Here is a 24,089-nt window from a genome sequence, read left to right on the forward strand (position 1 = left end):
TGGTACAGATGGCCATGTTTCGCCCTTATTTCATTGAAAATCAGGCCGTTAAAAAATGTCGATATTTTTTCGCGGTGCGGAATCTCAGCCCCGAATCCCCTGGAACTTGGCGTAAATAAGGCAGATTCCTTACAATCACCAATTGATGCCCTACAGCCATGGGGCGAACGCGAATCGTTCCATCTGATATGATTGACATGGGCAGGGCCCCCGTCCACGCTTTGGGCGTTATGCTACAAAAACGGTCCGATATCTCTGCAACGCGGGATGCGTTTTCGTGGGCGATCCCCACTCGCTTTAATATTGGCGTCGATATCTGCGATAGGGTGGCCAGGGAAAAGCCCGATGCGCTGGCGCTGGTCGATATCGACGCGGATGGGCACGCGACCGATTATCACTTTGAAGGGCTGCGCAAGCTGTCGAACCAATGGGCGCATGTCTTGTCGGGGCAATGCCAGCCAGGTGACCGGATTGCGGTGCTTCTGCCGCAATGTGTCCAAACGGCCATTGCCCATATCGCGATCAGCAAGATGGGATGCATCGCGCTGCCACTGTTTACATTGTTTGGGCCAGAGGCGCTGCACCACAGGCTGGCCGATTCCGAGGCACGCGCGGTGATCACAGACGCACGGGGCGCGGCGCAATTGGCGTCACTGCGCAGCGCGCTGCCTGATTTGCAGACCGTGTTCTCAATCGATGGGGGCGCGGGCGCGGACATCGACCGCCCGCGCAAAGCGGCGCCAACTGATTTCACACCGGTCGCCACATTGGCCGATGATCCTGCGATCCTGATCTATACATCCGGGACAACAGGGGCACCCAAAGGGGCGCTGCATGCGCATAGGGTCCTGCTGGGGCATCTGCCAGGGGTCGAGATGAGCCATGATTTCTTTCCGCAGCCCGGTGATAAGATCTGGACGCCCGCCGACTGGGCCTGGATCGGTGGGCTGCTTGACGTGCTGATGCCCGCCTTGCACCACGCTGTGCCGGTCGTGGCCTGCCGGTTTGCTAAGTTCACCGGCAAAGCGGCCTTTGATCTGATCCGCGCGCAGGGCATCACCAACGCCTTCTTGCCGCCCACAGCGCTGAAATTGATGCGGCTGGAAACGCCTGATCATCCGGTACCCATGCGGTCCGTCGCCAGCGGGGGTGAGACATTGGGAAAAGAGCTGATCGCCTGGGGCCAAAAAGTCTTTGGGACCACGATCAACGAATTTTACGGGCAGACGGAATGCAATATGATTGTCTCGTCCTGCGCAGCGCTTGAACCGGCAGAGCCGGGGGTGATGGGCTTTGCCGTGCCCGGACATATCGTTGAGATCATGGATGATACCGGTCGCATTTGTCAGACTGATGAAGAAGGCAATATCGCCGTGCGCGGACCTGACCCGGTGATGTTCCTGAGATATTGGAACCAGCCGGGGGCGACGGCGAAGAAATTCATCACCAGCGGCGGACATGACTGGCTCTTGACTGGCGATAAGGGGGCCAAAACAACCAGCGGGCGGATCCGGTTTATCGGGCGCGATGATGATATCATCAGCTCGGGCGGATACCGGATCGGCCCGGCCGAGATCGAAGACTGCCTGCTAACCCATCCAGCCGTCCAACTCGCCGGTGTTGTGGGGCAGCCCGACCCGATCAGGGGATCAATCGTGGCCGCATTTATTCAGCTGGCGGCGGGCTTTGTGGGCTCTGATCAATTGGCAAAAGACATCGCCGGACATGTGAAAGCACGGCTGGCGGCCTATGAATATCCCCGCGTGATCCGCTTTATCGATGACATGCCCATGACAACGACAGGCAAGATCATCCGGGCCAACCTGCGGGACCGTGCCGCGCAGGACGCGACGGAACCCGGCCCAAAGGTTTGACAAGCCGCGTCAATCAGCAAAACTGCAGCGCGGGAGGATCAGATCATGCAAAGCGACGTTGTGATAATCGGGGCCGGTTTGGCGGGGCTTGTGGCCGCTCATGCCCTGATCGAGCAAGGCAAAACCGTCACGATCCTTGATCAAGAAGGGCGGCAAAACCTTGGCGGGCAGGCGTTCTGGTCGCTGGGCGGGCTGATGATGATCGACACGCCCGAACAGCGGCGGATGCGGGTGCGTGACAGTCTGGCTTTGGCCACAAATGACTGGATGGGCGCCGCCCAATTTGACAGACCCGAGGATCACTGGCCCCGTGCATGGGCCGAGGCCTATCTGGATTTCGCAGCGGGCGAGATGCGGCCGTGGCTGCACGGGCTGGGCATGCGCTGGTTCCCGGTTGTTGGCTGGGCCGAGCGGGGCGGCAGTTTTGCCGATGGGCACGGAAATTCTTTGCCGCGGTTTCACATCACATGGGGGACCGGTCCGGGCGTTCTGAAACCTTTCGAAGACCGGGCGATTGAGGCTGAAAAAACCGGTAAACTTCAATTCGGGTTTCGGCACCGGGTGACGGGGTTTGAGATCAGCAATGGGCAAATCCGCGGGATCAGTGGTGATATTCTGGCCGAAGACAATGCCATGCGCGGGGCCGCAACAAACCGCGATGTGATTGATCAGTTCACGCTTCAGGCGGATCGGGTGATCGTGACCTCTGGCGGCATTGGCGGCAATTTCGATCTGGTGCGGCGGAACTGGGATGCGTCAAAATCGGGGCCGCTGCCTGACAAAATGGTCTCGGGCGTGCCAGAGCATGTGGATGGGCTTTTGCTGGATATCCTGCAAGACGCCGGGGGGCAGCTGATCAACACAGACCGGATGTGGCATTATACAGAAGGGGTGCAAAACTGGGATCCGATCTGGCCCAAACATGGGATACGGATTCTGCCAGGGCCATCCTCGATGTGGTTTGATGCAACGGGCGACAGGCTGCCTGCGCCCTGTATGCCCGGTTTTGACACGATGGCCACCTTGCATGAAATTTGCAGACGGGGGCATGACCACACCTGGTTCGTACTGACGCAAAAGATCATCGAAAAGGAATTTGCGCTTTCGGGGTCCGAACAGAACCCGGACCTGACCGGGGGTAAATGGGGCGGCGTTCTTAAAGAACGGCTTGGCAAAGGCGCGACAACAGCTGTTGAGGCGTTCAAGGACAAAGGTGCTGATTTTGTTGTGGCGGATGATTTCGACACGCTGGTTGCCGGGATGAATGACCTGGGCGGGGGGCTCATTGACCCTGCTAGGCTGCGCGCACAGATCAATGCGCGCGATGCGCAGATTGATAATCCTTTCACCAAGGATGCGCAGATCGCTGCGATCCGCACCGCCCGGAACTATCTGGGCGATAAACTGATCCGCACAGCCAAACCCCATAAAATACTGGACCCCGCGCATGGGCCGCTGATTGCGGTGAAACTGCATGTGGTCACACGCAAGACGCTGGGCGGCATTCATACCGATCTGGACGGGCGGGTCTTTGCGCCGGGTGGTACCATCATCGACGGGCTTTTTGCAGCAGGCGAGGCCGCTGGCTTTGGCGGCGGTGGGTATCATGGCAACAATGCACTTGAGGGGACGTTTCTGGGCGGCTGCATCCATTCAGGGCGCCGCGCCGGGCGGGCCGCGGCTGGGTAAATTTTGAAAAATTCTGGCTGAATGTGTCCCAGCGCACATTCGCGTGTCGGCTGGTTAACGTAAGGTTTCAGCAACGTCACGCTGCCAGGAGTTTTCCCGATGTTTGCCTTTGCCCCCGCCTATCCGTCCCGCACTGATCTGGACTGGTGCTGGTATCTGCGCAAGCAAGGCGCGATGGGCGAAGCGGTTGAGCGTATTTTGCACGATATCGGTGTGATGAACCCCGGCGGTTGGGCCGACTGGAAAGCCAGCACGTTGACCAATACCGGCGCGCCTGTGGCCATGAACTTTACCTATGATAAATCGGCGCTTGAGCTGACCACCGAAGTGGCTGATCCCGGTGATGATCCCACAAACCGTGTCAGCCATGTTTGCGCCTTGCTTGAACGGTTGGGTGGCACAGCGCCGTCCGCTGCGCTGCGCGACGTCATCAGCACCGCCCAGAGCGAGGCAAACTTGCGCTACGGTGCGCGGCTTGGCCTTCGGAAAAGTAAAACAGATTTGCAGACAACGCTTTATGCCGAATTGCCTGCCGCGGCGGCTGATCTGTCGGGGCTCATGTCATCCGTCAATTTCAAACCCGTGCTTGATGATCTGGGCGATGCGGCACGCACGACAATGCTTGGCTTTAATGGGACGACTGGGCAGGTGACGCTTTATTGGCTCGTTGAAGATGCGGATCGTTCGGTGCTGCCAAAGTTGACGGCACCCACAGATGTAGACCCACAATCATTGTCGGCGACCATCGACAAAATTGCCGAAGGCACGCCTGCCGATGCGCTGCCTTGCCGCAAAATGGGCTTCAGCTATGCAGCAACAGGGCCTGATGCGGCACCTGAGCTGTCGCTTTATTTCTCAGCTCAGGGGCTGTTTGGCAACGACGCCGCGATTGAAAAGCGGGTCAAATCATGCAGCGCTGATCGGCTGATTGGTTATTCGCAACTGATGGAGATCCTCAACCCGGCCCCGCGCGGTCAGACCCACCATGGTCTGATCACGATGACCGGACAAAAAAACACAAGCCCGGCGCTTTCGATCAGTGTCGCGGCCGCATATCACTGCCCGTTCGAAACGATGTAGTGACACGATCGTCCCTGGTGGAGCAGAGCGGATGGATCGCACCATGCGCTCTGCTTTATCGTGTCTGCATCATTTGTGGTCTTGGAAGATAAAGAATCCGGTCTATAGTCGGCCCTGTTGAACAGGAGAATACGATGACCGGCCCGAAGCCAGCAGCCTTTGTCATTGACGACAAAGACGTTTTTGACAGTAACCTGGTTTCCAAACTCCCTTATTTTGAACCAGCGTCGCAATGAAGGCTGCGCAACTTCTTGGCTATGACTTGCCTCTTTTTGCGGGTCTGACCCCCGATGACTTGGCGGGCATTCCGCTTGATTTCACCGAACAACGGCTTGAGGCATGGCAAACGATCTTTGATCAACAGGACGATTCTTACGATTTGTATTTCCTGCTCGAAGGGTCATTATTGGCGGTTTTCTGGACAAGCGAGGGGCGCGAAATCGTCTTTTCACGGTTCCCAACCGGGGCCTATTTTGGCGAATTGGCAGCCTTTGACGGAATCTCGCGCTCGCTCGCGGTTGTTGCAAAAACCCCGGCGCGGGTGCTGGCGGTAAAGCGCGACAGCTTTCTACAGCTTTTCAACAATGTCCCGCTGTTGCGCGACCGGATCACACGGCATCTGGTTGAACGTATCCGCTCTCTGACCGAACGAAACATGGAGATGACCACGCTATCCGTTGAACAAAGGGTCAGCACCTATTTGCTGCGGTTGGCAGCGGAAAGCGGGCAATTACAGCAAGGGGCGGGCATCACAAATGCGCCAACCCATGCCGAAATCGCCGGATCTATCGGTGCAAATCGGGAAATGGTCAGCCGATCAATCAGCAAATTATCCAAACGTGGGGCGATCAAAGCAGCCCGGCAAAGGATCGAAATTCTGGACCCTGACGCACTCTCAAGTGAATTAGTCTGAAATTTTTTCTATCGCCGTCAGGATTGTCAAATCTCAGCCACATTTGCCTATTATCAATTCTGTAGAAATCGGGCGTACCAGGCGAAATGATGAAAGTTGTCAGTATATTAGGTGCAGAAGCAACATTGATGTTGCTGGGTGGTTTGGTCGGCATGGCTTTGCTGGCGATCGGCTAATCACGTTTGGATATCGGCGGCCTGACCCACACCGGGCAGGGTGGACTTGTTATCATTGAGATTTTCTAGCTAGGAACGCGGGGCGGCGTTTGTTCGCCATGACGCGTGATCGCGCGGTTGCTGATCAGGCCGCCGCGACGCATGATCTGTTTCAACGCTTAGGAATTGATCGGCTTCGACATCTTCCTAAGTTAAAGATGACAGTCAGATTTAAAGGATGACAGATGTTTCGACGCGCCATAACCATCGCCCTGCTTACGTGCTTCGGCCTGCCAGCTGCTGCGCAATGTGTGGGCTCTAGCTATGCTGAGCAATTGTCTCCAGCCGAGCAGGCCGAACTGCGCCGCGTGACAGATGCGATTCCCTACGCACAAGGCACCCTGTGGACTGCAACGCGTGATAGTGATGTGATTACAATCGTCGGCACGGTGCATATCTACGATCCGCGGCTTGAGCCACTTTATGCGCAAATCGAAGAGAACGTTTTGAGCGCCGATCTGGTTCTTCTCGAAGCAACCCCCGCGGAAGAGGCCGAACTTGAACAAATGGTGATCACGCAGCCAGATCTGCTATTTATCACCGAGGGGCCAACCTTACCCGAACTGCTGGATGCCGAAACCTGGGAACTGATTGCCGATGCCTCAACCCAGCGCGGCATCCCCGGTTTCATGGCCGCGAAGATGCAGCCTTGGTATCTGTCGCTGATCCTGTCGATCCCGCCATGCGCCACGCAGGATATGCTCACGGGTCGTCTTGGGCTTGATCATATGATCATGGCAGGCGCTGAAGATGCTGGTGTGCCGATGCAGGCCCTCGAATCTGTGACAACGATGTTCGATCTGTTTACAAATAACCCCGTTGATGAACAGATCGACATGCTCATGGTCAATCTGACCAGCCCTGAAGTCCAACAACAGCTTTTTGTGTCGATGCTTGACAGTTATTTCGCGCAGGAGGTCGGGGCGCTTTGGGAAATGACGCGCATCGCCATGGCTGAAGTACCGGGCATTGACCCTAGCACAGCAGAGGATGTTTTTGCCGAGATGGAGCAGTCTCTACTGGTCACGCGAAACCACAACTGGATGCCAGTCATCACTGACGCGGTGGCGGCGCATGATAATCTTGTGATCGCGGTTGGGGCCGCCCATTTGATGGGCGAAGACGGGATCTTGCGATTGCTTGAAAATGATGGCTGGGATCTAACGCCGTTTCCCTAGGCCGCGAAAGAAATTCGCGAATTTCTTTCTGGTCGCTCAATTTTCGCGAAAATTGAGCGTTTCAAGCGTCCCCGTAATCCGCCAATCCCTGATGGCCCGTGTCGGTCAGCGCATAAACCCCGCGTGAGACGCGGGTGAACCAACCATAATGATCATCGGCCATAATCCGGGTCGCATCTGGCACTTCCGCCCATTCCTTTACCACTGCGCCGCGTGATGGACCATGCGTCGCCAAAAAGCGGGCACAGCGCAACGCATCCTGTCGATATCCCGTAACGATCCCATGCCGTGTTGCACCACCTGCATTCGGGTCACCTTGCAAACGCTCAAAAGCACGCAATAGCTGCGCCGATTTCTTTTTGGATTTGCGTGGGGCATAGGGGCCCGGATCGGCCAAGACCTCAACATGACCGTCACGCAGCCTAACGGTCATCACGCCGAGGCCGATGCGGCGGGCCAGCTTCACATTCGCCTGCAACGCTTTGCTCCGGCCACCGGCCGGTACGGCGACATAGACCAAATCCGTCACGGCAAGCCGGGCAACCCCCTGATGGAACAGGGCCAGTGAGAAACCCAGCTTCAGTTCAATCACTACAACATCTTCGCCGCGGCGGGCCACAACATCTGCCGCGCCAACCTCACCCTTCACCTCATAGCCTTGCCGCTGCAAATAGGCTTTGATGGGTGGATAAAGATCAGCCTCACGGGGCATTGCGACACTCCTTTGCGGCAAACAGAAATGCAAATCCCGGCTGGGCGCAAGCCCTGCCACAACGATGCGGCAGGGCCAATGGCTTAGCGGCCGCCTTGACGCCCGGGGAACCGGGGTGGGCGTCCAGTGCCGCGCCGTCCGCGATCTAAGCCAGTCGGCGATGTCCGGGGTCGCCCGCCCAGCGGTTCGGGACGCACCGCGCGCCGGTTTTTGGTTGCAGATATCAGTTTAGACCCCGGTGTCCGGGGTGGTTTGGTTTTACGGGGCATGATGTGCACCTATTCTTGAAACAATCAGATGGCCAAACGGCCTGCGATATCGCCCGTAGGCGCGATCAGAACTGATCCATTGTCAGGGTGCTCCTTCAAAAAGAGAATAGATCAATAAGCGCGGATTAAACGTGCTGGTCCATTGTCTGTGTCCTCCGTTTGATGCCTCAACCTACCACATCCGCCGCAATCAGGTCAAACCCAAGCGATGGGGTGACAGGCAACAGCTACACTCATATATACGGGGCAAAACCTGCATCCATGGAAAGTGATCCGCATGACAACCCGCGTTTTTGGCCATAAATCCCCTGACACTGACAGCACCGGATCACCTTTGATCTGGGAATGGTTCCTGAACCACACCGGCTTTGAGGCAAAGGCCGCCTTGCTGGGCCAGCCCAATACAGAGGCCGCTTTCGTGGCAAAGCGTTGGGGTTTTGCCCTGCCCGAGGTGATCAATGATGTGGCCGATGACCAATCCTGCGTGATCGTTGACACCAACAACCCCGCCGAGTTGCCTGCAAATATCAATAATGCCGACGTGCTGGCGATTATCGACCACCACAAACTGACCGGCGGGCTGGAAACCAAAAACCCGATCAATATCACCATCCGGCCTTTGGCCTGCACCGCGACGATCATGCACCAGATGATGGGCGACGACGCCAAACATATGCCCGACGGTATCAAGGGGCTGATGTTGTCATGCATTTTGTCTGATACGCTGGCCTTCCGCTCGCCCACCACCACCGAGGTCGACAAAAACCTTGCCGAAGCTCTGGCGCGCGACCTGAAAATCGATATCGAAGCCTACGCCACCGAAATGTTCGATGCGAAATCCGATATCTCGGCCTTCTCGGATGCGGAACTCTTGCGGATGGACAGCAAGGAATACGCCGTTGACGGCACGAAATTCCGGGTCTCGGTTCTGGAAACCACATCGCCCAAGATCGTGCTGGACCGCAAAGCATCACTGATCAAGACCATGCCGACAGTGGCCAAAGAGGACAAAGTCGATCAGGTCCTTCTGTTCGTCGTGGACATCCTTAAGGAAGAAGCGACCATGCTAATCCCCAACGACCTGACAAAGGGTGTCGCCGAGAAATCATTCGACGCGACCGTTGAAGGCGACAGCGTGGTGCTGCCCGGCGTGATGAGCCGCAAAAAGCAGATCATCCCTGCACTAAAGGTCTGACGCCGTCCCGGACCTGATCCGGGACCTCAAACAGCACCCTGTACGTACGGCATATGTACAGGGTCGGTACGCATTCTTGCACTGCACAAAGGTGAACAAATGACCCAGATCATCGACCAATTCGCCGACATCTCGGGGCAATATGATGCCGCTTTTGTCGACCTTTGGGGCTGCATGCATAACGGCATTCAGGCAATGCCTGACGCCGTTGCCGCGATGCAAAAATACCGCGCTGCGGGCGGGGTCGTGGTGCTGGTCACCAACTCGCCCCGACCATGGGACAGCGTCGCCCGGCAGATCAACGGCTTCGGCGTGCCCGATGATGCGTGGGACGCCATCGCGACCTCGGGTGATAGTGCGCGCGCGGCTATGTTTCGGGGGATTGTGGGTGAAAAAATCTGGTTCATGGGGGAAAGCCCGCGGGATGATGATTTTTTCAAGCCTTTGAAAATCATCGAAAATCCGGTGGATATCCAAAGGGTATCACTGGAAGAGGCCGAAGGCATCGTCTGCTGCGGTCCTTTTGACGCGATGGCCGATATCGATGTGAACCGGCCCGAATTTCTCTACGCGAAACAAAAGGGGCTCAAGCTGCTCTGCGCCAATCCCGATATCGTCGTGGATCGGGGCGAGGTGCGCGAATGGTGCGCCGGTGCCTTGGCGCAGCTCTATACAGAAATGGGCGGTGAAAGCCTCTATTTCGGCAAGCCGCACCCGCCAATCTACGATCTCGCGCGCCGACGGCTCGCTGCGTTAAACAAAGTGCCATCCGATGCGCGTATCATTGGGATCGGCGATGGGATCGGCACCGACGTGCTAGGCGCCATGCAAGAAGACATCGACGCGCTGTTTATTTCCGGGGGGCTGGCCGCTGCCGAGACAAAGACCGAGGACCAACCAGACCCATCGGCGCTGAGTGCCTTTCTGGACAAGCAACAGACAAACGCGACCTACACCATCGGGCATCTACGGTAACGCGTTCGGTTGGGCTGCGGTGTAGGTATCAACTGCATCGGCAAAGGCTTTGAGGGAAAACGCCCACATCGCTTGGGCGCTATCAGATTGCGGGGCGATCACCTCAACCCCATGATAGGCCCCTTCAAATACCTTGAATGTGGTGGGAACCCCTGCTGCCGCCAGTCTTTCAAAATAAGCGATATTTTCATCCAGAAATAGATCCTGATCCCCCACGAAACCCACAGCAGGCGGCTGCCCGGCCACGCTGGCACGCCGCGCCGGCACAGCACAGTCAGCCGTCGCTCGGCCTCTTAGATACATATCCCACGCCAATATGTTCTTGCCACGGCTCCACAATAGATTGGCCGGATCGCAATCGGTGAAATTCTCGGGGCGGTCATCGAACATTCCATAGATCGGAAACTGGCAGGCGATGTTCACCTCACCCCTGTCCTGCGCCATCTGGGCCACCGCCGCGACCAGGCCACCGCCGCCACTTTCGCCCATGACAAACAGCTGATCAGAGCGCCCGCCGATCTGTTCAGCCACATCACGCGCCCACAAAAGCGTTTCGTAACAATCGTCTAGTCCCGCTGGAAACGGGTGTCTCTGCGATAGCCGATAATCCGGCATCACAAAAATCGCAGGGCGTTCGGCAATGTAGCGGGCGGCCCGACCATAGTTCTGCTCGGGCGTCCCAATCGCAAAACCACCGCCGTGAAAATGCACAACGATGGGCAGTTTACCTGCCATTTGCCTTGGCTTGATCACCAGCGTCCGAATGTTGCCCTTACCGATCTCGGGCGGACGGGGGATATAGACCGTCTCAACCAACAGATCCTCTGGCAGCTTGCCCCATTTTGCGGCCAAGTTGTTCAGATGCATGATCCCCAACCCCAAGCGATTATCGGGCAAACGCCTGGCCAAACGGAACAATTTTGTATCAGCAGTTGGATCAATCATGACAAAACCCTAGGTCCTTCGCACCCGCGCCACAAGCAACCTTGCACCCCTTCACGGGCCACGCTACGCAAGGCTATGCGCATTATCCGAGACACCGTTTTTGTTGATTCAGCCGACCGAGGCGCTGTCGCGGCCATCGGGAATTTTGACGGTGTGCATCTGGGGCATCAATCGGTGATTGATCTGGCCCGGCAGGTGGCCAAAGACGCCAGCGCCCCCTTGGGCATCATGACGTTTGAGCCGCATCCGCGCAGCTATTTTTCTAACAACCCCACGCCCTTCCGCCTGATGAATGCCGAAGCAAAGGCGAACCGCCTTGAAAAGCTGGGGGTCGAAAAGCTGTATGAGCTGCCGTTTAACGCCAGCCTTGCTGCGCTCAGCCCGCGCGATTTTGCCCAGACGATCATTGCCGATCAACTGGGGCTGAAAGGTGTGATTGTGGGGGCCGATTTTCGGTTCGGTCATGGCCGGGCCGGCACCGTGACAGATCTGGCAGAATTTGGCACCCAGATGGGGTTTGGCACAACAATTGCACCGCTTTTGCGTAACGATCTGGGCAATGTGTCCTCAACCGCGATCCGGGCCGCCCTCAGCGATGGCAGACCCCGCGACGCAGCCGTGATGCTGGGCCATTGGCACCGGATTGAGGGTGACGTGATCCGCGGCGACCAGCGCGGGCGGGATCTGGGATATCCCACGGCCAATATGTCAATCGCGGATCTACATCCCCCCAAATTTGGGGTGTACGCCGTGAAGGTAAACGTGCTGACCGGTCCGCATCAGGGCAGTTATGATGGGGCGGCTTCTATTGGGGTGCGCCCGATGTTTGGGGAAAACCAGCCCAATTGCGAAACCTTCCTGTTCGATTTCAAGGGTGATCTTTACGGATCGACCCTATCTGTCGCGTTGGTCGATTATCTGCGCCCCGAACAGAAATTCGATGGGCTTGATGCGCTGATCCAGCAAATGGACGCTGATTGCGATCAAGCACGCGCGATTTTGGCCAATGTCTGATATCCCCCGCAGCGGCCTGCAGGACCGGTTTTGGGAAACCAAACCAATGGCCAAGCTGAACCGGCAGGAATGGGAAGCGATTTGTGATGGCTGCGGCAAATGCTGCCTGAATAAGCTGGAAGACGAGGAAGGCACTGTTGCGCTCACCCGCGTCGCCTGCCGCCTTTTGGATGACACGACTTGCCTGTGCAGCAATTACAAAAATCGGCATGATTTTGTGCCCGAATGTATCGTGCTGACCCCGCAAACGATCAAGGATAACCTTTACTGGCTGCCACTGACCTGCGGTTACCGGCTGATCTATGAGGGGCGCGATCTTTACGATTGGCATCCGCTGATTTCGGGCGACCCGGCTTCGGTCCATGAGGCGGGCGTGTCGATGCAGCACCGCACAGTCTCCGAGGTCAATACCGACGAAGACGATTGGGAAGACCACATCATCGAGGAGCCGCTATAAATGTTTTTTGCCTCTGACAACGCCGGCCCGGCCCACCCCAAAGTGATGGAGGCCTTGATTGCCGCCAATGAAGGTTATGCCATGGGTTACGGCGCCGATCCGATCATGGACGCGGTGCGCACCCAAATCCAAGGGCTGTTCGAGGCCCCTGACGCCGCTGTCTATCTGATCATCAACGGCACGGCGGCCAATTCCGTGCTGCTTGGGACGATGGCCCAGCCATGGCAGACGATCTTTTGCGCCGATGTGGCCCATATCCATGAGGATGAGTGCAACGCGCCCGAATTTTATAGCGGCGCAAAGCTGACATTGGTCCCCACCACGGATGGCAAAATGGCCGCCGACGATCTGCACCAGAAAATCGCAGCCGAGCAAAATCGCGGCGTGCACGGCCCGCAACGCGGCCCGCTGTCAATCACCCAAGTGACAGAGAAGGGGACGCTCTACAGTCTTGATGAACTTGCCGCACTTAGCCGGATTGCGCAGGATTTTGGCATGCAGACCCATCTTGATGGCGCGCGCTTTGCCAACGCCTTGGTCGCACTGGATTGCACCCCGGCCGAGATGACCTGGAAAGCCGGGATTGACGCTGTCAGCTTTGGCGGCACCAAAAACGGCGCATTGGGGGTTGAGGCCTGCGTGATTTTCGACCCCGCCCTTGCGTGGGAATTTGAGCTGCGGCGCAAACGCGGCGGGCATCTTTTGTCCAAACATCGGTTTTTATCTGCGCAAATGCAGGCCTATCTGACCGATGGGCTCTGGCTGGATATGGCCCGCGCGGCCAATGCGCGCTGCATGCAACTGGCCGAAGGGCTGCGCGGGCACAATGCGGCCGAGATGCTATATGAACCGCAGGCCAACATGATCTTTTTCCAGATGCCCCGGTCCGAACATAAGCGCATGCGCGATGGCGGTGCGGTCTACTATGTGATGGACGGCGATCCCGAAGTGGGCGACCCGGATGAGCCGCTGACGGGGCGGCTTGTCACCGATTGGTCGATGACTGCGGAAGGGGTTAGCCAGTTCCTTGATCTGCTGCGTGGTTGACGGACCCGTCAGCCCTTTGATTGCGAAGAAATTTTCGTAATCTCGGACGAATTTACCAACATATGATTCACTATTTTCTGCGTAATCTTGTCAAGCAGAGCGCTGGTTTCAGGGTAGGCACGTGTATCGAATCATAGAATGCATCACGCAAGAGCACAATTATTGGCTTTTGGCTGCGGCTGTATTGGTATGCGTTTCCGGCTCTTGTCTGTCGATCTTGATTTCTCAGCGACTTCGGCTTGCAACGCGGCAGCGGCGACGGGTGCAATTGCCTCTTTCCGGGCTTTTGATGGGTACAACGATCTGGTCGACGCATTTTATCGCGATGCTGGCCTATGATCCCGGGGTCACCCACGGCTATGAACCATTTCTGACAGGTATTTCCTTGGTCGTAGCGGTTTTGGGCGCAGGTGTTGTGAACATCGTCTTCATGCATACGGCGACCCTTGCAGGGACGCTATTGTCTGGCGCGCTATTCGGCTGTGCGGTCGGGGTGATGCATTATGTCGGGATGTATGCCTATCTGATCCCCGGATATTTCGATTGGGCGGCAGGCCCGAAAGTCGCGTCCGTCCTGATAGGGGCGGCGCTGGGGGCCGCGGCATTTCACCGGGCGGCGTATCCGGTCACCAGATATTGCTGGCTTAGCGGTGCTGTTTTGATGGCGCTCAGCATTTGCGCGCTGCATTTTGTCGGCATGGGGGCGATGACGCTCAATCTCAGCCCGCTCTTCACTGTGCCTAATCAGATGATATCAGATGATATTTTGGTCATTCTGGTTTTCGGGATCACTGTTATCTTGCTGGCAGTTGGCTTTGCGACCTTGAGCATTGAAATCAAGCTAGAAGATGAAGCCGTCAAGAAGCTTCAATACAGCGCGTCACATGATCACCTGACAGGCATCCCGAACCGGTTGTGGCTGATGCAATGGTTCGATCAATTCGCGATGCATGGTGCACAATTCAACCGTGGTGTGATCGCGATCATTGCTATTGATTTGGACCGCTTCAAAGAGGTCAATGATCTGCGTGGGCGCGAAGCTGGTGATCACGTTCTCAGAACAATTGCCAGCAGGTTCGATGCTGTCTGTGGAACGCATGAGCATATCGCGCGCACGGGCGGGGATGAATTTATTGCAATCAAGACGGATTTTGAGATTGAGGAGGAGGTGCTTGATTTCGGAACCCGCCTGCAAACCGTCATTAATGAGCCCATCAGCGGCAAGGGATATACCCATCAACTCCGTGGATCTTTAGGGGTCGCAACAAGCCTTCATGCCGGAACAGATTTGGATGATCTGATCCAAAAGGCCGATTTTGCAATGTACCGGGCCAAAGAAGCCGCCGAGACAAGCCTGTGTGTCTACAACGCTGAAATGGATGAACAAAAACGGGAAAAACTATTGTTGGTCGAAGACCTGCATAATGCGATCAAGAACGATGAATTTTTGCTGGTCTATCAGCTTCAACAAGAGCTGGTCACGCTAGAACCTATTGGCTGCGAAGTGCTATTACGCTGGCACCATCCAGAACGGGGGCTGGTTTCGCCAGTGGAATTCATCCCGATCGCAGAAGAAACCGGGTTTATCCAAGAGCTCGGGTTGTGGGTGCTACGCACAGCCTGTCTTGAGGCCGCAACCTGGGACAACGCACTTAGCATCGCGGTCAATGTCGCGCCTCAGCAATTGATCGCGCCAAGCTTTCTTGAGGATTTGTCAGATGTTCTTTTTGAAAGCGGGCTGGCACCAGAACGGCTAGAGCTGGAAGTGACCGAGGCGAGCGTGATCTCCGACCAGGCGGCCACACTCAAAATCATCCAGCAAATCAAAGAGATGGGCATCGCCATCGCAATGGATGATTTTGGAACGGGCTATTCGTCGCTCGCGACGTTGCAGATGTTTCCGTTCGACAAGATCAAGATTGACCGCAGTTTTGTGACCGACATCCACAACAACCATCAACGCGCGGCAATCGTCCGTGCAACTCTATTGCTTGGCAAATCCTTGGGGATTCCGGTTTTGGCAGAAGGTGTTGAGCAAGAGGCAGAACTCCAATTTCTGCAGAAGGAAGCCTGCAACTATTTTCAGGGTTTCTACTTTGGCCAACCTTTGCGCCGCGAAGAAATACGGGCCATCAGAATGGATCGGGTGCATTCGCATGTAGCATAAGACAAAGTGTTCTTGTGCCGATTAGGCCAAAAAACATCCAGGACGTTTTCACAGCACCGGCCGGGTGATCAGGCGATCGGGTGTTGGTGGCATCGGTGCGGTTGCTGGAACTGGTCAAAAAGTCTCAGTCGATTTTGCGCCGTTAAAATTAACGGTTCAGCCGGTAACAAAGCACATAGCGGCGCTTGTTGTTCATCCTGTACCAGATGGCGGGAATAAGGTGGGTTTACCCGTTGTCGGGGTCGACGGCTCCGCGCAGCGCTTTGACTTGCCCGCGCGCTTTCTTACCCGCAAGCCGCCGTTTCACAGACCCATATGTGGGTTTCGTTGCAACCCGCCTTTTGGGGCGCTCGCACGCTTTGCGGATCAGATCAGTCAGGCGTTCCTTGGCGATCTCGCGATTGCGTGCCTGGCTGCGGGTGTCTTGCACGAAAATGACAACGGCACCGTCCTGCGTCCACCGGCGTCCGGCAAGACGGCGTAGCCTTGCTTTGACGGGGTCCGGCAGGTTGGGCGACCGGGCGGCCTCAAAGCGCAGCTCGACCGCCGTGGACACCTTGTTCACGTTTTGCCCGCCGGGGCCGGACGACCGGGTGAAGCTTTCTGTTAGCTCCCAATCGGCGATTTCGATCTGATCATTGATCCGTATCATTTTGCCAAAAATACTCCCGCCGGAGGCATCCGCCCTTCCTGCATTTACAAACGTATGTACGCCGTATGTACAGGTTCTGTACGCAAAACATATACCCCGAAAATCAACGATGGGCGGCCGCATTTAGCTGCGCCAAACGCTTGCCCGCTTTCGGTGAAACCTTTGGTTTCCCCGTGAAAAAGGGCCACCCCGGCGATGGGATGGCCCTTTCCTGAATTACGGAGGTGGGTCGGTTAGGATCTCCACCTTATGGTCTTCTCAGCCAAGGGCTGCCCTAGCTGCGACCCCCATAAGTTGTCCCGACACATTTCTCCAATACCTCATGATGCACTGGATCACCTCCTTTCAAAAAGTTTCGCCTGACAGAAGGTTCGCACAGATTTGGTATATTTCAAGTAAAAATATACCAAAGCTAGCGATTAAGTGACTGGCTGCGTGATCCGCCCAACAATGATGCGGAATGGTATCAAAGCAAGCAACGCGATGCTCAGCTTCACACCCCAATCCGCAACGGCCAACGAAACCCAAAGCGGCACAAGCGGCCCGACGTTCAGGAACGGCACAAGGTCTTGGGCCCAAACGATTTCTTCGGTTGCGGCGCTGCTGAACCCGTTGAACACAGCGGCAAACGCGATTGAGAAGAATACCAGCGTATCGACGCTTGATCCGATCAGCGTGCTGGCCAGCGGTGCCTTCCACCATGACCCTTCACGCAGCCGATTAAATACTGCAATATCAAGCAGTTGTGCGACAGCAAAGGCAGTCGCGGAGCCGATGGCGATCCGCAGGGCAACAGCTGGGTATTCGTACCCGTCGCCTTGCAACATGACTTGAGATCCGATCAGCGAACAGATGATCCCCACAATCAAACCTGCAAAAACGACCTTGCGCGCCGCAGCAACCCCGTAGACGCGGTTCATCACGTCTGTGACCAGAAAGGCGAACGGATAGGTAAAGGCCCCCCAGGTCAAAAGACCGTCGAGGATCAGGAATTGAACAAGGATGTTGGACGCCACAACGATGGTGGCCATGGCGAAAACGCCGGGAAGGATGCGTGTCATAGTGATTTTCCGTTTTGACAAGGGTGCGGCACTTGGCCCCCAAGGGCGGGGACAGCGTCCCCTAACGCCGCGGCGCTATTGCGTCAATCGGTATTCGACGATCTGCGTTTGTTGCAACATCCGGTAATTGTCATCGGCCACCATAGTCAGCCGGATCCCCTGCGCATCTTCCCACACGGCGATCCCTTCCAGATTGTCATGGGTTCGCGCGGATGTATGCAGGATCAGTTCTTCGTTGCTGCCATCCAGATCAAACCGGCGCACCCGTGACAAAAAGCCGATCCCGATGAAATCACGCTCGAGCACATAAAGCTTGCCATCCGGTCCCACATCCGCGCCTGCGGTCAAAAAGGCGCCGCGCCGGGGAATGTCGAAAGCGTAGCTCCAGATACTGCCGCTTTGTCGGTAGACGGGGAATGGGCGCGTTTGCCGGCCCGAGCGTTCGGGCATTGTCAAGAGATCACCCGAGGGTGTCATCGCCAAAGCCTCGAACGAGGAGTTTGGCTGCAAATCAGCAAACCGCCGATCCGTCCGCAGCGCTGATGCGTTGGATGTGATCGTTTCAAAACTGCGCAGCCCATGAACCGTTTCGAATGAGACATGGATTGTACCATCCGGTGCAATAGCGATCCCCTCGCTATCATGGTTCTGCCCGTCAAATAGCGCCCCGTCGGGTCCGCGCATTTCGGCGATTTCCAAGTTCGCGATACCGCTGATCTGCCCGTCCGTGCGATTAAACTGACCGCTAAAAAAGATGCCCCGATCGCTGATCGCAACAAAGCTGGACCCGTCATCAGACAGCTCTATCCCGGACAGACCACCCAGGCGTGGGTCGTCCGTGTCCCAGACATAGGTGCCCAGATGGATGGCCTCGGCCCATGCCGCACTGGCGCTGAAAAGCGCCCAAAACCAGATCAGAAACCGCACTTATTCGGAATTCAAAACGGCCAGACATTGCCCGGGCAGGTCGGCCATTGTCAATTCTCCGCGTGGGGGGGCTGGTGTGGCGTCGGGATCGGGTGGCGGTGGGTTCAGGATGCGGTCAACCCAGCCCTGCGCCTCGGCGCAGCCATCGCCCGGGGGCGGCGGGGTTTGCGGGGTGCAGCCTCTTTCACCTTCGGGGCAATTGAGCCGCACATGGAAATGATAGTGATGGCCCCACCAGGGGCGGATCTTGCTAAGCCATGATCTGTCGCCCGTCGCCGAGTTGCACATCGCCACTTTGGCCCCGGGGAAAACGAAAATCCGGGATGTGCGCGGGTCAGAGGCTGCGGCCCGCAGCACGGCTTCATGTTCAGGCGTCCAGCTGCTGTTTGTAAATGCCCCACTCTGACGCCGCATCGAGATTGAGGACAGCGTTTCACGTTCCTGAACAGTCAGATCCAGCCGATCCGGTGGCAGCATCCAGATATCGACATCCAGCCCGTTTTGGTGGCTGACATGCCCTGTCAGCATCGGCCCACCGCGCGGTTGGCTCATATCGCCTACATAAAGCCCTTCCCAGCCCGGCAATGTCGCGGCAAAGCGGCTGAGGTCTTGGATATAGTCGATGGTGATCGGCTGCGCCCAGTTGCGGTTGCGCGACAGACGCATGGCCTGCCAGGTCGGCCCTGTTTCAGCCAGCTGCACACCGCCCGCCTGACATCCGCGCGAATAGCCGCCAAAGACCTGCGGTTCTTGCTGGGATGCTTCTGGCACCGCCCCAAAAAGCGTTTTGGCGATCCTGGTATCGTTGACGTTCTGCGTTGCGAGGCTCAGTGGCGGCTCATCCTCGCCCTGGCAAGCGGCCAAGCCAAGAACCACAGCAACACATGTTAGGAAGCGGACCATTCTGCGCGATCTCCGTCTTTGTTGACCCATCGTAACAACAAAAGGCCGCAGATGAAAAGGAATAGAACCGGTAAATACGCAAGCTGTACGCTGCTTGTCAGATAGCCAAAGAGCGCGATCAAGGCGGGTGCCAAAAAGGCGGTTGCCTTGCCCGACAATGCAAAAAGCCCAAATGCCTCGGCTGGCCGGTCAGGATGGCTGTGCCGCACCATCAGTGATCGCGACGCAGAATAAACCGCCCCGCCGGCCCCGCCGATGATCGCCCCGCAGATGAAAAAGATCGTATCGGGCAGGGATGAGCCTTCGGGCAGGGGCACGCCGAACAGCGCTTCGCGTGACATCCCCACGATGACGATCGACACCCCGATCATGGCCCAAATGGCCGTCACGATCACGGGTTTGGGCCCAAAACGCGCATCCGCGATCCCAGCCGCCCATGTGACAATCGCCGCAAAAATCGCCGCGATCACCCCAAAAATCCCGATAAAGGTGATTTCCCAATCCAGCACCAAGCCAGCGTAGATACCGCCATATGCATAAAGCGCATTCACCGCATCCCGGTAAAGCATTGAGGCCAGTAAGAAGTTGCGCAGGCTTTTGCGCGCCAGCACGCTTTTGAGTGTCTGCCCCAGATCGCGGGCAACGGCCCCCAGTCGTACTTTTTCTTTTTGTACGGGCGCCGCATCGCGCACCCACAAAAAGAACGGGATCATGAAGATGATATACCAAACCGCGATGATCGGTCCGGTGGCGCGCGTGCCTTCTTTCAGATCAGGGTTCAGCCCGAACGCGGGTGCCAGGCCAATCAATGTTGTGTCGCTATCGCCGTTCTCGGCGAAGAACAGCAGCACGATGATCAGCGATACGACGCCGCCCCAATAGCCAAAGGCCGCACCCGAGCCGGAAATGCGCCCAACCTGATCTTCATTTCCAAGGCTCGGCAGGATTGCATTGATGAAATTCAGCGCCGATTCAGCGGCAACAAAGCCGATGAAAAAGATCGCCATGTAAAGCCATACCGCGTCGCTATCGGGCAGCAGCCCCCAAAGCGAGGCCGCGGCGATGACATAGATGATTGAAAAGAAAGCAATCCATGGAATTTTCCGCCCCGATTGGTCCGCATAGGCCCCCAGAAAAGGGGCCGTGAGCGCGATGAATAACCCGGCAAAGACCTGACCGGTGGACCAGATCGATTGCGCCTGCGCCTTGGCCGTATCGCTATCAAGCCCCCCGTCCATCAAATAGGATGTCGCAACGGATGCAAAATAGGGCCCGAAGATGAATGTCAGCCCTAATGTGTAAAAGGGTTGCGATGCCCAATCGAAGGCCATCCAGCCCCAGATGCGCTTTTTGCTGACGCTCATTTTCTTGCCCCCGCTCTTCCTCGGGCCGATACAACACCGATATGGGCGCGGGTGGCAAGGCTTGCGTTACGGCGTGGACCCATCATCGACGGGCGGCCATGGGCGGGCTTTGTCCGCATCAACCCAGTTTTGCACCCAAGCGGGCAATGCGGGCGACGGATCGCGCAGCCCCATGGCGGCGACCAGCCGCTCTGGCCGGACGATCCCGTTCTTGTCTGTCACGGCTGAACGATACAGCACCTGCACCGCGCATTCATCGCCGATCCAGATCGATTGATCGAGATACATGAACCGTTCATCCCAGCCGACGCATTTGCTGACCGTACGAAATTTGACAAAGGGCCTGATGCGTTTGCGATAGCGTACTGAACACCCCGCCATCGTCAGCCCCCAGCGGTTCTTGGACAAGGCCCGTAATAGCCCGGCCCGCCGGGCCAGGCCTGTCCGCCCCAAATCAAGGATGGTCAGGATCCGCCCGTTGTTCATTTCCAGGTAGATATCGATATCCTGAGGCCAGCACCGATGTTCGGACACATGGGTATCAAGCGGGCCCAATGGCGGCATGCGCCGCGCCTTCAGCAATTCCTTGATCACACGTACAATTGGATACATCAGGTCGTCCCTCTGGTTGTTTGCCAAATTGCGTGAGGTGACGTGGAGGTCAACTTTGACCTTACGGCAACGCGGACTTGTCCCCGCCCGATGAAACACCTAAGTGAAAGCCAGCTGACGAAAGGGGCTAGTTATGGAACTTGTAAACGATATCCTGTCGCCAATCCTGAGTGTGGCGTATTTTTTAGTGATTGCCCATTTCATCATGAGCTGGCTGATCCGTTTTGAGGTGCTCAACATTCGCCAGGAATTTGTTGGTCAGGTTTGGTATGCCCTGCAACGCATCCTCGAGCCGGTCTATTCCCGCGTCAGACGGTTTATGCCTGATCTGGGTGGCGTGGATTTGTCACCTATGGTTGTGCTGTTGATCATCATCATTATCGGCAACCTGATCCGCTGATCGCTGTTTCCATAGCGTGAACAAGATGATCGGCGAAACTTCGCCGTGCTCCGAAACCGGTAATTGTTCCAATGTTTGCCGCTGTCTAACTCTTTTCACATGCATTGAAGGAGATTTGACATGCTGAACTTAACATTTGCGTTTTCCTTGATGAGTAGTCTTGTTACCCCCGCTGCCCCTACAACCGACGCGGATATAGTGACGCCACAACCGGTTGGGTGTTACATCGTTATGCTGGACGCGGATTCTGCCTATGTTGTGTGCGAGTAGAGCCTAGCAAGTGACACTAAATGGCTTGGAGGGCTGCCCGGTTGGTGCGGCCTTTCGACCTTTGGCGGATATTGGAAATATGCAATCCGTCGTGGTTGCGACGTCAAATGGTTGCACTAACTGCAAATTTCCTGAAAACTCACGCGAAGGGGTATTGGGTTACGTCACCCCGTAACCAAGACATGAGGGATATATCGATGGGCTTTCTCAACCTAAGCAAAAAAGGCGTGGTGCTTGCCGTATCAGCGCAATTGGTTTTGGCCACACAGGCCGTGACAGTGGCACAAGCGGACATGTTGGGCACTGACGCCGCGATCAACAAATATAGCGCCATGGCTAACCGCGACATGCTGATGGATGAATTGCAGCGCGGCGAAATTCGCGATCAGATCATTGATATGGGCGTCGACCCAGCCGAGGCTGAGGCCCGCCTGGCAGCTTTGACTGATGACGAGATCAACACGATCCTGATCCAGATGGAAAATGACAGTGCTGGTGCTGATATCGTTGGCACGCTCTTTACGGTCTTTGTGATCCTGCTGGTCACTGACCTGCTCTGCTTTACGCGGGTCTTTAACTTTACCCGTTGCGTCCGTTAATCGGGCTATTTCGCAGGCTCGCAGGGCTGGCCATGATTGGCTGGCTTGCGGCCTGCGCGCCAGCCTTTGATCCAGATGCCCGGCTTTCGGTTGATCTGCCGACGCGGGCGCAGGTATCGGGCGTTCCCCTGATCCAGCAAGAGGCCTTTTTTTGCGGTCCCACATCCATTGCAATGGTGATGCAATGGGCCGGGTCGGATATCGGCCAAGCCGATGTTGCTAAGCTTGCCTTTAACCCCGGTGCGGGGGGCACGTATCTGGCTGACATGATTGGTAGTAGCCGGCGCCTTGGGCAGTTGGCTGTTGAGATCAATACATTCGATCAGCTGCTAAGCGAGATCGACGCGGGCCATCCGGTGATTGTGTTCCAGAACCTTGGCCTGGGGGTTGCGCCGGTTTGGCATTATGGCGTTGTGACCGGGTATGATTTCGATGCTGATGCGGTCTATCTGAATTCAGGCCAGCTTAATCAGATGATTCTGCCCTTTGCCACGTTTGAACGCACATGGCGGCGCGGCGATTTCTGGGGGCTGGTGGTTTTGCCACCTGATGAATTACCTGTAAGTGTCGGCCAAACGGATATCTTGTCGGCGGCTGCGGCGCTTGAGCGGGTTGCGCAATGGACCGGTGCCGAGACGCTTTACCAAACGGGTGCAGCCCGGTGGCCCGGGAATTGGTTGTGGCAGTTTGGCCTCGCCAACGCCCGCTATGGCGGTGGTGATTTGCGCGGTGCAAGGCAGGCCTTGCTACGGGCCCGCGCGATTGCACCTGATATCCCGGAAATACGTGCGAACCTCGCGCAGGTTGAAAGCGAATTATAGCGCCGGGCGCCGCCTAGGTCTTTTCGCTGGGTCTGATCCGGTGTTTATGGAGGCCAGCACAAAGGATCGCATCATGGCATTTTGGGTCTTCGGATATGGGTCACTGTTATGGAACCCCGGCTTTACACCGGCGCGGTCCGTAAAGGCATGTCTGCACGACTATCATCGCAGCTTTTGCATGTTATCAATCCATCATCGCGGATCTGAGGAGGACCCGGGCCTTGTGCTGGCCCTGGATGCCCAAAAAGGCGCGCGCTGTACGGGGGTTGCGTTTGAAGTTGCGGCGAATGAAGAAGACGCCGTGCTGACCATGCTGCGCGAACGCGAGCTGATTTCATCGGCCTATTACGAAGACACTGTTGCGCTTGTCACCGATGACGGTGACGAGATTTCAGCCCTTGCCTACATTATTGACCCCGATCACGTGCAATATTGCCGGTTTGATCTGGAAAAGCAGGCGCAGATGATCGCGCATGCGGTTGGTGGGCGCGGGCCCAATACCGAATACCTATACAACACAGCCGATCACCTGACCGCATTGGGGATCAAGGATGATGACATGACTTGGCTGGTTCAACGGGTGCGTGCTTTGACGGCAACATAGATCAAGGCTGATTTTATTTGGGTTTGTGCACAGGCCGCTATATGGTGCTATCGGGGGATGGGTTAAACACAATATGAGGACTCGCTCCTTTGTCGAACAAACGGGACTCTAAGGCGCAGCCGCAATTTTCGCAGCCAATCCGCCAA

23 protein-coding genes are annotated in these 24,089 nt (G+C 56.6%); 15 read left to right on the top strand and 8 right to left on the bottom strand.

Annotation, left to right across the window (positions count from 1 at the left end; all coding sequences use genetic code 11):
* The first annotated feature begins 230 nt into the window (after positions 1 to 230).
* From AABB29_RS08135 to AABB29_RS08155, 5 genes are all read left to right on the top strand, one after another.
* On the top strand, positions 231 to 1,874 hold the full coding sequence (locus AABB29_RS08135) for an AMP-binding protein (protein WP_373636910.1): 1,644 nt from the start codon (positions 231 to 233) through the stop codon (positions 1,872 to 1,874).
* 45 nt (positions 1,875 to 1,919) lie between these two features.
* Positions 1,920 to 3,563: an FAD-binding dehydrogenase gene (locus AABB29_RS08140; protein WP_341367410.1), complete on the top strand. Its 1,644-nt coding sequence runs from the start codon at positions 1,920 to 1,922 to the stop codon at positions 3,561 to 3,563.
* Positions 3,564 to 3,662: 99 nt separating this feature from the next.
* Positions 3,663 to 4,643 carry a hypothetical protein gene (locus AABB29_RS08145; RefSeq protein ID WP_341367409.1) on the top strand — a complete coding sequence of 327 codons (981 nt, stop codon included), beginning with the start codon at positions 3,663 to 3,665 and terminating at the stop codon, positions 4,641 to 4,643.
* A 232-nt stretch (positions 4,644 to 4,875) separates the two neighbouring features.
* Positions 4,876 to 5,556, top strand: coding sequence for a Crp/Fnr family transcriptional regulator (locus AABB29_RS08150; RefSeq protein WP_341367408.1), 681 nt, complete (start codon positions 4,876 to 4,878; stop codon positions 5,554 to 5,556).
* A gap of 400 nt (positions 5,557 to 5,956) precedes the next feature.
* The gene (locus AABB29_RS08155; RefSeq protein WP_341367407.1) at positions 5,957 to 6,949 is read left to right on the top strand and encodes a TraB/GumN family protein; all 993 of its coding nucleotides are present in this window, start codon (positions 5,957 to 5,959) and stop codon (positions 6,947 to 6,949) included.
* Positions 6,950 to 7,010: 61 nt separating this feature from the next.
* On the opposite strand, the gene AABB29_RS08160 is transcribed toward AABB29_RS08155, so the two are convergent.
* Positions 7,011 to 7,661, bottom strand: a complete 651-nt coding sequence (locus tag AABB29_RS08160) for a DUF2161 family putative PD-(D/E)XK-type phosphodiesterase (RefSeq protein ID WP_341367406.1) — start codon at positions 7,659 to 7,661, stop codon at positions 7,011 to 7,013.
* Between the two features lie 546 nt (positions 7,662 to 8,207).
* On the opposite strand from AABB29_RS08160, the gene AABB29_RS08165 reads away from it, so the two are divergent.
* Together AABB29_RS08165 and AABB29_RS08170 are read left to right on the top strand one after the other, a co-directional pair.
* Positions 8,208 to 9,125 (top strand): manganese-dependent inorganic pyrophosphatase, encoded by a 918-nt coding sequence (locus AABB29_RS08165; RefSeq protein ID WP_341367405.1) that lies wholly within the window; start codon positions 8,208 to 8,210, stop codon positions 9,123 to 9,125.
* Between the two features lie 99 nt (positions 9,126 to 9,224).
* On the top strand, positions 9,225 to 10,100 hold the full coding sequence (locus AABB29_RS08170; protein ID WP_341367404.1) for a TIGR01459 family HAD-type hydrolase: 876 nt from the start codon (positions 9,225 to 9,227) through the stop codon (positions 10,098 to 10,100).
* Here AABB29_RS08170 and AABB29_RS08175 read toward each other — a convergent pair.
* Positions 10,092 to 11,045 (bottom strand): alpha/beta hydrolase, encoded by a 954-nt coding sequence (locus AABB29_RS08175; RefSeq protein WP_341367403.1) that lies wholly within the window; start codon positions 11,043 to 11,045, stop codon positions 10,092 to 10,094. The two genes, AABB29_RS08170 and AABB29_RS08175, sit on opposite strands and share 9 nt — an antisense overlap.
* Before the next feature lie 75 nt (positions 11,046 to 11,120).
* Here AABB29_RS08175 and AABB29_RS08180 point away from each other — a divergent pair, with 75 nt between their 5' ends.
* The 4 genes from AABB29_RS08180 (at position 11,121) to AABB29_RS08195 (ending at position 15,730) form a co-directional block, all read left to right on the top strand.
* Positions 11,121 to 12,059 carry a bifunctional riboflavin kinase/FAD synthetase gene (locus AABB29_RS08180; RefSeq protein WP_341367402.1) on the top strand — a complete coding sequence of 313 codons (939 nt, stop codon included), beginning with the start codon at positions 11,121 to 11,123 and terminating at the stop codon, positions 12,057 to 12,059.
* Entirely contained in the window at positions 12,052 to 12,516 is a 465-nt protein-coding gene (locus AABB29_RS08185; protein WP_341367401.1) for a YcgN family cysteine cluster protein, read from the top strand. Before AABB29_RS08180 ends, AABB29_RS08185 begins: the two co-directional genes overlap by 8 nt.
* Positions 12,517 to 13,563: a beta-eliminating lyase-related protein gene (locus tag AABB29_RS08190; protein ID WP_341367400.1), complete on the top strand. Its 1,047-nt coding sequence runs from the start codon at positions 12,517 to 12,519 to the stop codon at positions 13,561 to 13,563.
* Between the two features lie 289 nt (positions 13,564 to 13,852).
* Entirely contained in the window at positions 13,853 to 15,730 is a 1,878-nt protein-coding gene (locus AABB29_RS08195; RefSeq protein WP_341367399.1) for an EAL domain-containing protein, read from the top strand.
* Between the two features lie 226 nt (positions 15,731 to 15,956).
* On the opposite strand, the gene arfB is transcribed toward AABB29_RS08195, so the two are convergent.
* The 6 genes from arfB to AABB29_RS08225 form a co-directional block, all read right to left on the bottom strand.
* Entirely contained in the window at positions 15,957 to 16,382 is a 426-nt protein-coding gene (arfB, locus tag AABB29_RS08200; RefSeq protein ID WP_373636869.1) for an alternative ribosome rescue aminoacyl-tRNA hydrolase ArfB, read from the bottom strand.
* A 419-nt stretch (positions 16,383 to 16,801) separates the two neighbouring features.
* Positions 16,802 to 17,443 carry a queuosine precursor transporter gene (locus tag AABB29_RS08205; RefSeq protein WP_341367398.1) on the bottom strand — a complete coding sequence of 214 codons (642 nt, stop codon included), beginning with the start codon at positions 17,441 to 17,443 and terminating at the stop codon, positions 16,802 to 16,804.
* Between the two features lie 75 nt (positions 17,444 to 17,518).
* Positions 17,519 to 18,370, bottom strand: a complete 852-nt coding sequence (locus tag AABB29_RS08210) for an esterase-like activity of phytase family protein (RefSeq protein WP_341367397.1) — start codon at positions 18,368 to 18,370, stop codon at positions 17,519 to 17,521.
* The gene (mepA, locus tag AABB29_RS08215) at positions 18,371 to 19,273 is read right to left on the bottom strand and encodes a penicillin-insensitive murein endopeptidase (protein WP_341367396.1); all 903 of its coding nucleotides are present in this window, start codon (positions 19,271 to 19,273) and stop codon (positions 18,371 to 18,373) included.
* Positions 19,258 to 20,637, bottom strand: coding sequence for an MFS transporter (locus AABB29_RS08220; RefSeq protein WP_341367395.1), 1,380 nt, complete (start codon positions 20,635 to 20,637; stop codon positions 19,258 to 19,260). Before AABB29_RS08220 ends, mepA begins: the two co-directional genes overlap by 16 nt.
* Before the next feature lie 66 nt (positions 20,638 to 20,703).
* Positions 20,704 to 21,249: an acyl-CoA thioesterase gene (locus tag AABB29_RS08225; RefSeq protein ID WP_341367394.1), complete on the bottom strand. Its 546-nt coding sequence runs from the start codon at positions 21,247 to 21,249 to the stop codon at positions 20,704 to 20,706.
* Between the two features lie 133 nt (positions 21,250 to 21,382).
* On the opposite strand from AABB29_RS08225, the gene AABB29_RS08230 reads away from it, so the two are divergent.
* The 4 genes from AABB29_RS08230 to AABB29_RS08245 all read left to right on the top strand — a co-directional run bounded on the left by AABB29_RS08230 (position 21,383) and on the right by AABB29_RS08245 (position 23,943).
* A complete protein-coding gene (locus tag AABB29_RS08230; protein WP_341367393.1) occupies positions 21,383 to 21,649 on the top strand; it encodes a YggT family protein in 267 nt (88 codons plus the stop codon).
* Between the two features lie 467 nt (positions 21,650 to 22,116).
* Positions 22,117 to 22,518 carry a PA2779 family protein gene (locus AABB29_RS08235; protein WP_341367392.1) on the top strand — a complete coding sequence of 134 codons (402 nt, stop codon included), beginning with the start codon at positions 22,117 to 22,119 and terminating at the stop codon, positions 22,516 to 22,518.
* A 32-nt stretch (positions 22,519 to 22,550) separates the two neighbouring features.
* On the top strand, positions 22,551 to 23,339 hold the full coding sequence (locus tag AABB29_RS08240; protein WP_341367391.1) for a PA2778 family cysteine peptidase: 789 nt from the start codon (positions 22,551 to 22,553) through the stop codon (positions 23,337 to 23,339).
* A 73-nt stretch (positions 23,340 to 23,412) separates the two neighbouring features.
* Positions 23,413 to 23,943: a gamma-glutamylcyclotransferase gene (locus AABB29_RS08245; RefSeq protein WP_341367390.1), complete on the top strand. Its 531-nt coding sequence runs from the start codon at positions 23,413 to 23,415 to the stop codon at positions 23,941 to 23,943.
* Positions 23,944 to 24,089: the final 146 nt, after the last annotated feature.

The sequence above is a fragment of the Yoonia sp. BS5-3 genome (assembly GCF_038069655.2).
GTDB classification, from domain to species: domain Bacteria; phylum Pseudomonadota; class Alphaproteobacteria; order Rhodobacterales; family Rhodobacteraceae; genus Yoonia; species Yoonia phaeophyticola.

Excerpts from the sequence above, each read along its gene's own strand:
- AABB29_RS08135 (WP_373636910.1), top strand. The coding sequence starts at position 231 with ATGCTACAAAAACGGTCCGATATCTCTGCAACGCGGGATGCGTTTTCG.
- AABB29_RS08140 (WP_341367410.1), top strand. The coding sequence starts at position 1,920 with ATGCAAAGCGACGTTGTGATAATCGGGGCCGGTTTGGCGGGGCTTGTG.
- AABB29_RS08145 (WP_341367409.1), top strand. The coding sequence starts at position 3,663 with ATGTTTGCCTTTGCCCCCGCCTATCCGTCCCGCACTGATCTGGACTGG.
- AABB29_RS08150 (WP_341367408.1), top strand. The coding sequence starts at position 4,876 with ATGAAGGCTGCGCAACTTCTTGGCTATGACTTGCCTCTTTTTGCGGGT.
- AABB29_RS08155 (WP_341367407.1), top strand. The coding sequence starts at position 5,957 with ATGTTTCGACGCGCCATAACCATCGCCCTGCTTACGTGCTTCGGCCTG.
- AABB29_RS08160 (WP_341367406.1), bottom strand. The coding sequence starts at position 7,661 with ATGCCCCGTGAGGCTGATCTTTATCCACCCATCAAAGCCTATTTGCAG.
- AABB29_RS08165 (WP_341367405.1), top strand. The coding sequence starts at position 8,208 with ATGACAACCCGCGTTTTTGGCCATAAATCCCCTGACACTGACAGCACC.
- AABB29_RS08170 (WP_341367404.1), top strand. The coding sequence starts at position 9,225 with ATGACCCAGATCATCGACCAATTCGCCGACATCTCGGGGCAATATGAT.
- AABB29_RS08175 (WP_341367403.1), bottom strand. The coding sequence starts at position 11,045 with ATGATTGATCCAACTGCTGATACAAAATTGTTCCGTTTGGCCAGGCGT.
- AABB29_RS08180 (WP_341367402.1), top strand. The coding sequence starts at position 11,121 with ATGCGCATTATCCGAGACACCGTTTTTGTTGATTCAGCCGACCGAGGC.
- AABB29_RS08185 (WP_341367401.1), top strand. The coding sequence starts at position 12,052 with ATGTCTGATATCCCCCGCAGCGGCCTGCAGGACCGGTTTTGGGAAACC.
- AABB29_RS08190 (WP_341367400.1), top strand. The coding sequence starts at position 12,517 with ATGTTTTTTGCCTCTGACAACGCCGGCCCGGCCCACCCCAAAGTGATG.
- AABB29_RS08195 (WP_341367399.1), top strand. The coding sequence starts at position 13,853 with ATGGGTACAACGATCTGGTCGACGCATTTTATCGCGATGCTGGCCTAT.
- arfB (WP_373636869.1), bottom strand. The coding sequence starts at position 16,382 with ATGATACGGATCAATGATCAGATCGAAATCGCCGATTGGGAGCTAACA.
- AABB29_RS08205 (WP_341367398.1), bottom strand. The coding sequence starts at position 17,443 with ATGACACGCATCCTTCCCGGCGTTTTCGCCATGGCCACCATCGTTGTG.
- mepA (WP_341367396.1), bottom strand. The coding sequence starts at position 19,273 with ATGGTCCGCTTCCTAACATGTGTTGCTGTGGTTCTTGGCTTGGCCGCT.
- AABB29_RS08220 (WP_341367395.1), bottom strand. The coding sequence starts at position 20,637 with ATGAGCGTCAGCAAAAAGCGCATCTGGGGCTGGATGGCCTTCGATTGG.
- AABB29_RS08225 (WP_341367394.1), bottom strand. The coding sequence starts at position 21,249 with ATGTATCCAATTGTACGTGTGATCAAGGAATTGCTGAAGGCGCGGCGC.
- AABB29_RS08230 (WP_341367393.1), top strand. The coding sequence starts at position 21,383 with ATGGAACTTGTAAACGATATCCTGTCGCCAATCCTGAGTGTGGCGTAT.
- AABB29_RS08235 (WP_341367392.1), top strand. The coding sequence starts at position 22,117 with ATGGGCTTTCTCAACCTAAGCAAAAAAGGCGTGGTGCTTGCCGTATCA.
- AABB29_RS08240 (WP_341367391.1), top strand. The coding sequence starts at position 22,551 with ATGATTGGCTGGCTTGCGGCCTGCGCGCCAGCCTTTGATCCAGATGCC.
- AABB29_RS08245 (WP_341367390.1), top strand. The coding sequence starts at position 23,413 with ATGGCATTTTGGGTCTTCGGATATGGGTCACTGTTATGGAACCCCGGC.